The following is a 7,646-nucleotide window of genomic DNA, read 5'->3' as shown; positions in this document are numbered from 1 at the left end:
GTTAAAGGTGGCTTCACCCCTGTTGTTCGTCCAGCTTAGCGGCGCAATGGTGAGTTCCGGTTCGGCTTGCTTAATGCCAAGCCGCCCGATTGGCATACTTGGATACGACAGAGGGGGGAGATCGCGATACAACGGCCGATCTGACGATAGCTGGGTCCAGAATCATATTTACTTCTTTGTATTTCCTTCAATTTTCTCATATATATTGGAGCTACCAGCATAGGTACCATTCACCAGAATGGTAAAAGATACAGTTCAACACACCTGTGAAATTCCAATAACATTGATGGAGATCACCAAATAACAAAGTGAATAAAAAGTGGTCTTCATCGATGTTATTCAGCCACCTGCTCAAATGTTATCGGCATTTTGCGGCGATTTTCATACCCCCAGAATACACCATACTCCAACTGCAGTTGATCGCTGCACATATTGCTGCTTCATCAGTCTCCATTCCGTCAGCAACACACCATCCTCAGGAAGCCGCTGAGCACTTTTCGTCCTGCCACCATTCGCCGTTCAGTCCGTCTGGTCTACCCGGTAAACATTTTCTTTGTCAGGAGTCCTATTTTATTGATTGTCTTCCCCTTATCATGGGCTGCACGGTCAGTGCGTTCAATTTCGGCAAGAATGAGGGCTGCTGCAACCACGAGAGAACGGCGCGGGTCATAAAACTTAAAAGTGTAACGTGCCCAGGGATAAACTGCAGGAACAGTAAACAAAGGTCTGGCTGTCCGCAGGGCATAAGCCGCTCCGGCACGCGCCAGCTCCCCCGGCTTATAGTGGTCATCATATTCCGCAGAATAGCCTTTGACATGAACCTGCCGCTGTCGCTCTGCAATGACATCGCGGATTGCTGCCGTGGTCATGTATTCAGCATTATCCGTTGCCATATTGTGGCTGTTTACCCGCCGGGCGTTAAGCTCCTGTTGTGCTTTATCCAGTTCGTCCATCAGGAGCCGGACTGCCGGACCGTAAACCCAGTGTGCACCGTAGGGACCGGATATCGCTTTTTTAAGCTCATCTTTTGCTTCTTCAATATTCATCTGTAAGATCCCTTCTTAAAAAACGACTTGCTGGCAGTGCCCGGGGATAAAACCTGATTCACAGAATTATTCTTACGGGCCAGACAAAAAGATTATAGCAATGAATTTTCTTTATCCTGTTAAAAAATACAAAATCAGCAGATGTACTAAAGGAATAGGAAATCTCTTCCGTTCCATAAGAAAATACAACCTCATTATCAATGATGACGNNGGGGGCCCCCAGCCACACCGTCCGGGGAGATGCGCCTCAGGATGAATGTAATATATTTAACCCGGGTGCGTCAATAGATTTTAAAATACCGGCCACAGGGCTTTTATGTTCATGAATAACAGCAATGAAATATAAGCCACTGCCGGAGATACAGTTTTATTACATCATTTCGTTTAACCACCTTCCAGACCAGAAACAGGCGCCCACCAGTAAAACCATCAGCACAATCACTGTAGTGCCTTTAAATACCACGCATCATTTTCCGCCAAGTTAATATTTCGTTTATGCTGTGACAGACGTGTTATTTAACGAACCAGCGTCCATACGGATGCCGGAACTTTATCATACAGCGTATTCGTTATTATCTCTGCCATCCGGTGATCGGCAGCGGCATGAAAATTAGCCAGTTCATTCTCTGTCAGGCAGTAAATGTTTTTTTCGACAACCTTATCCAGAGTCTCCCGCGTGGTGCATTTTCTCAGCTGAAAAAGCCATTCCTGCTTTGTTTTTGGCATGTTCGTTCTTCCTGACATCTGCTAATGATTACCATGAATATCGTATTTCTGTGTATTAAATTATTATCTAAATCTGTTGCGTGAATCTGCCGGTGCTACCGGCCTGACATCAGGCAGTTCAGCCGTGACGTTTAACAGCCCCTCCCTTCCTTTCCAGCCTTCCCACATCATCACCATCATCATGAACCATGCGTTGCCGCATCCGGCCTTTTTCTCATCGAAAAACCAGTCGGCAAATTCATGAGACATCCCGTTCTCATCTGCTAATTCGTAACGCTCGTCCATTTTTTTACCTGATTCAGAATGGCAACAGAGGAGCCGGTAGACAGAGCCGGATTTTCCGGCTCCGTCTACCTTTACGCCCGTCCGTTACCAGTTGTATTTCACCCCCAGCATGCCCTGAGTATCACTGTAGCCTTTGTCACCCATCTGCACACCCACGTTACCCCAGACGGTCAGGCGGTCGTTCAGCTTGCCTTCCACACCGGTACGGACTTCACCGAGGTTGCGGGCACCGTCACGGCTGACTTTTGTGCCATCCATCTTCACACCAAAGGCTTCGGTGTTGTGGATCCAGTTCACCTCCACGAACGGCTGGAAGGTACGCTGTTTACCGTCATCCATTTTGTGGTGACTGTTCAGGTACGTTCTCACCCCAAGACGGGTCTGGATGTTGCCGTCGCCCTGCGTTTCGATGCGGGTGCCGTCGCTGCGTTTGTGCGCCTTGTCTTTCACGCCCATCCAGGTGACCTGCGCCTGCGGCTGCACATACCAGGTGTTCAGCGTACCCTGGCTGCCCCAGAATTCACCGGCTTTCAGGGTGTAACCGGCTTCGAGAGAGGCAGTCAGCCCTTTCGACTTGTACTCATCGGTCGCATGGTTCTCCAGGCTCACGCTGCTGTCGAACCAGTTGTAGAGCATCCAGCTGTCCACATACGCCCCGGTTTTGTCCGCGTCGTTCTGGTACCAGGTACCGCCCGGCGTTTTAGCCGCTGACGCGGCCATCAGAGCCGTAGCTGACACGGTCGCTGCGGGTGTTGCTGTGCTCATTGGCATAGCCCCCCATCACGCCCAGGTGCCAGCGGTCAAGGCCGTCGGAACTCCACTGCGCAATGTCGCCACCCAGTTGCAGTACATAGCGGTTGCTCTGCGTTTTCATCCGCGTGTTCAGCGTACCCTGGCTGCCCCAGAATTCACCGGCTTTCAGGGTGTAACCGGCTTCGAGAGAGGCGGTCAGCCCTTTTGATTTGTACTCGTCGCTCTCACGGTTGTCAGCCGTCACGCTGCTGTCAAACCAGTTGTAGAGTATCCAGCTGTCCACATATGCCCCGGTCTTGTCCGCGCCGTTCTGGTACCAGGTGCCGTACAGACCGGCGCTGTAGCCGCTGACACGTCCGTCTGAACCGTAACCGGCACGGTCGCTGCGGGTGTTGCTGTGCTCGTTCGCATAACCCCCCATCACGCCCAGGTGCCAGCGATCAAGACCGTCAGTACTCCACTGCGCAATGTCGCCACCCAGCTGCAGCACGTAGCGGTTGCTCTGTGTCTTCAACTGACCGTCACCGGCAGAGGAACGTTCGTGGCCGCCGACGTGGCGCATCCACATGCTGCTGACGTTGTCGTCACCGTTATGCAGCGCGTCGGTATACTGCGGTTCACCGAGACGGTCGTGCAGGCGGTGGTTAAACAGCGTGTTGGCCGCCGCGATGTTGCTGATATAGCTGCCTCCTTCCGGGCGAAGCGTATTGGGAACGTTTGGATCAACAACAGGGGGTTTTACCGGATCCGTCGGCGGTACACTGCCTTTCCATTTGCTGGTCAGGTACCAGTTCTTCGCCGCATCGCCGGTGCCTTTCGCCAGAGTGTAGACATACGCCCCGGCCTCAACCGTCCCGGTGGTCAGCGCGAAGTTACCCGCTGATGTGCCGTCCACCTGAATCACCTCGATGCCGTTCACCGTCTGTGCACCGGTGCCACCGGTGTTGGTCACGCTGACACGCATGCTGCCGGCGGTGTCACCATGAACGGTCATTTTGTCCGTCGGTGAGTCATCGCCACCCAGTTCAGTATTGAATGCCAGCAGGCCATTGTTACCGGTGTAGTTGCCGTTGACCGTCAGGGTGTTGCCCGGCGTGCCGTCTTTACGGCTCAGCAGGACGGAGCCGCTGTTGGTCAGGTTGCCACCGACCAGGAAGTCGTCCGTCTGCATGGTACCGCCCTGCATGACGTTCACATCCCCGGCGGTGCTGCCGTAACCGGTGAACGAGGCACCGTTACGCACGTTAACCAGTCCNTCGCCCCTGCCGCTGACGCTGTTGCTGAGCGTCCAGTCACTGCCGGTGTTCACGGTCAGTTTACCTTCATCGTTCACCGCCGCGGTGCCGAGGTTGTTCTGCGCGCTGACGGTCAGATTGCTGTCGTCGTCGATATTGAGCAGACCACTGAAACCGCTGTTGTCACCGGCGACCACCGCATTGCTGCTGTTGGTCGCGTCGACGTTACCGGTGCCGCCGATGTTGTTCACCAGTGTGCCGGTCGCACCGTCCAGCGTCAGGGTGCCTTCATCGGTGATATTGCCGGTGCCTGCGCCTTTCGCATCGTTAATCACCACTTCCGCACCATTGCTGATGGTGGTGGCGGCAGTCAGGCTGCTGTTGGCACCGTCAATGGTCAGTACGCCACCGTCAGCGTTCAGCTTACCGCTGCCGGTCAGGCTGCCGTTACTGTAGCCGCCGTTTGTCATGGACAGTGTACCGCCGTTAACATCCAGGACTGAACCGGCTTCACCCGCCAGCATACCCGCGACCTGCGTGGTGCTATTGAGATCAACGGTGGCGTTGCTGCTGATGTTCAACGCACTAGTGTTACCCAGCACGCCATCTGCATCGGTACGCAGGGTGCCTGCCTGTACCAGCGTGGCGCCACTATAGTCGTTGAGCCCGTTTGACAGCGAGACCAGAGCGCTTGCACGAATACCCAGATTCCCCGCTCCCGTAATGGTCGCAGACATGTCAGCAGCAGCATCAATAGCGCCGGGACGTTCGGCCAGGGTCAGCGTCTGACCGCTTAGAATCTCGAGTTGCTTTAGCCCGTAGTTAACATACAAACCGTCCCCAGGTGCCGTTGTCAGACGATAGTCATACTGACCATTCGCCACCACCGTTCCATTCTGCGAGATCGCGATATCCTGGTCTGCGCCAATCTCATTTCCACTCATATCAGTTAGATTTAATGAGCCCCCGGATCCAATGATATTTGTTGCCGACACCAGTTTTGTGCTGATATCCGCATCATCCTGTTGGAGCAGGTTTAAGGATGTATCCGGGTTATGTGCCCCGGGATCGTCCCAGGGAGAAGGCACCGTGACATGAACGTTACCCGTTCCTTCAACCTGATAGCTCCGACCATTACGGGTATAATCTGTTGCGCCAGCGATCAAGGTATCCACCTGTAACAGACTTCGCGCCTGAATATCTGCAGGTATCATCGCATCAAAAACCATGGCACCGCCGTTAAAGGCAATCGCATCAATAGACTGCGTGCCATTCCCTACCGTTATCGTATTTCCAGGGTCTGTTTGTAATAGCGCATTCGCTAAGGATGTGGTGTTAACCCCCTCCAGCGTGAAGGATCCCTGCTTCAGTGCGACGACACCCGTAAAAGCAGAGGACGTTACGGAGGAGAAAGAGAAAACGTTAGAGGCGGCTTGCATCGTCACGCTCAGTAAACCACCGCCTGACAATGCCGTTCCGAAACGATAATTACCTGCGCCATCCGTCGTGCTTTCATTGATATCAAATGTTGCTGGGTTATTTATCCGGACCGCACTATTATTGAGTGCTCCGGTGTTGTTGAGGACCAACGTGCCGGCAACAATATCCGTTAGTCCTCCATAGACATTGTTTCCGCTCAGCGTCAACGTTCCCGAACCTTGCTTTGTCAGCCCTCCGCTACCCGTAATAGCGGCAGAAATCAGCATCGTATTGGATTGGGTGTCCAGCGTTCCCCCCGCACTGGCAAGCGTAATATTTCTGGATGCCGCGAGGTCAAAGGAGGCTCCCAGTTGCAACGTCCCGCCGTCAAACGTCAGACTGCTGTCTGATGCACCAAAGCTCGCTTCCTGGCTGGCCTGCAGGACGCCATCGTAAAGCGTCCACGGGGTTTCTGCGGTTGTGCCGCCGGAAAGGATCCAGGTGCTGTCTCCGGTTTTATGGTAAGCGGAAAATCCTTCATACTGCCTGGCGCTGCCGATGTGGGAAATATCAAATGTGCTGTCATCTTCGCCGCCGAGGATCAGGGTGTTGTTGCCCGTTCTTGCATCAACATTGCCGTTAATGACGTAACCATCCCACAGCTCCAGCGTATTAACGCCGCCGGAAAATATCACGGCATCGGCGCGACTAAGACCATCCTGAGAAAAGCCCCCGGATAACGTTCCGCTATTGATAATGGTCATGTCGGAACCTGAAATCCCCACGCCACCGGTCCCCATAAGACCTGCTGTCGTCCCTACGCCTGCACTGCCCCCTTGCCCGCCANCCGCCATTGGCATTATTTCCATTACCCGCATTGCTTCCTCTTCCGCCGATGATGGTGCCTGCGTTGGTGACGTTTCCGCCTGCTGCAATCAGGACACCATTGCCCCCGTCACCACCCGCGCCTCCATTCTGTGCGGTTCCGCCGAGGCCACCCACACCACCCGTAATACTGGCTCCGGCATTATTAGTGCCTGCCGAATTATCTCCGCCACTGCCACCCGTGACGACGCCACTGGCTTCATTCACCACATTACCATCACTGATGATTTGTATTCCCGAACCACCCCGGCCGGAATTCCCGCCATGCTCACCGTCAGTGGAGTTACCGCTCCCTCCGCCACGGTTACCTGCACCACCGGTGATAGCGCCCGCATTGGTGACCTGGCCACCAGCATTGAGTTTAACGCCATCCCCTCCTTTGCCTCCGTCCCCACCAATANATCGCATTCCCTGTATTTAACGAACTTCCTCCTCCGCCTGTGCCACCATTCCCCCCGATGATTTGGCCGCCCAGCAAATTGTTGATCGTGCCACTTTCGGAGACCCAGGCGCCGGTGCCACCATCGCCAGCGATAGCACCGTTACCACCGGACACCGTATTAACGCCATGCGCAGCCCCCCCGTTGTTGCCGTTTCCTCCGTTTCCGCCACGCAGCACGCCAGCGTTAGTTATGGTACTCACTCCTGAGAGGAAGACCCGCGGCTATGCCGCCCGTCGCGCCATCACCACCAATAATCTGCCCTTGCGCGCCATTAGTAATATTGCCTCCCGCCGTCGCCGTAATACCATCGCCGCCTCGCCCGCCTTTGCCGCCGCTGCCGCCCAGCAATTGCGTCCCGGGTTGTGAAATCGCACTNNCCCCAGAGCCACCATTACCGCCATGCCCTGCGACAGGATTATTGTTGTCGTTTTGCCCACCATTACCGCCGTAACCGCCACTGCCACCGACAATGGTTCCGCTGTTACTGCCATTACCGGAGAGGATAAGGCTGACCGCACCACCGCCACCACCGCCACCTCCCGCGCCACTACCGTAAGCCGCGTCGGGGATACCATTGTTACCCACGCCTCCCGTTCCGGCATCTCCTCCCTCCGTACTGAGTGNCGGCCCGCCACTGCCGGTTTCGCTGGGCTGATGAGAGAAAGAACCGCTGAACTCACTGCAAGAGCGAGGATACCAGGTTTAAATTTCCGTAAAAAAGTGCGAGAGTTGATTAACTCAAACAGTATTTTATTTCCCATTACCGTTAACCTCTTTTTAATCGCGAATTCCGTTTTACAAACCAGACACAAAGAAAAATCATATTTAATCTATTGATATAAAAATATTTAAAA

At 54.2% G+C, this 7,646-nt stretch carries 3 protein-coding genes and 3 pseudogenes; all 6 read right to left on the bottom strand.

Features of this window, described 5'->3' with window-relative positions:
• Positions 1 to 533 precede the first annotated feature (533 nt).
• Positions 534 to 1,046: a hypothetical protein gene (locus GM30_RS20730; RefSeq protein WP_049850137.1), complete on the bottom strand. Its 513-nt coding sequence runs from the start codon at positions 1,044 to 1,046 to the stop codon at positions 534 to 536.
• 516 nt (positions 1,047 to 1,562) lie between these two features.
• Positions 1,563 to 1,772: a hemolysin expression modulator Hha gene (gene hha / locus GM30_RS20725; protein ID WP_049850136.1), complete on the bottom strand. Its 210-nt coding sequence runs from the start codon at positions 1,770 to 1,772 to the stop codon at positions 1,563 to 1,565.
• A 63-nt stretch (positions 1,773 to 1,835) separates the two neighbouring features.
• Entirely contained in the window at positions 1,836 to 2,057 is a 222-nt protein-coding gene (locus GM30_RS20720; RefSeq protein ID WP_049850135.1) for a hypothetical protein, read from the bottom strand.
• An 84-nt stretch (positions 2,058 to 2,141) separates the two neighbouring features.
• Positions 2,142 to 2,934, bottom strand: a pseudogene (locus GM30_RS26405) (autotransporter outer membrane beta-barrel domain-containing protein); the annotation flags it as partial.
• A pseudogene (locus GM30_RS27445) lies at positions 2,935 to 5,622 on the bottom strand (autotransporter outer membrane beta-barrel domain-containing protein); the annotation flags it as partial.
• A 12-nt stretch (positions 5,623 to 5,634) separates the two neighbouring features.
• Positions 5,635 to 5,751, bottom strand: a pseudogene (locus GM30_RS28270) (autotransporter-associated beta strand repeat-containing protein); the annotation flags it as partial.
• Between the last annotated feature and the right edge of the window lie 1,895 nt (positions 5,752 to 7,646).

The sequence above is a fragment of the Trabulsiella odontotermitis genome (genome assembly GCF_001188485.1).
Classification (GTDB): domain Bacteria; phylum Pseudomonadota; class Gammaproteobacteria; order Enterobacterales; family Enterobacteriaceae; genus Trabulsiella; species Trabulsiella odontotermitis_A.
Note: the sequence above shows the minus strand (reverse complement) of the source record. Positions and strands in the feature narration are given on the sequence as shown.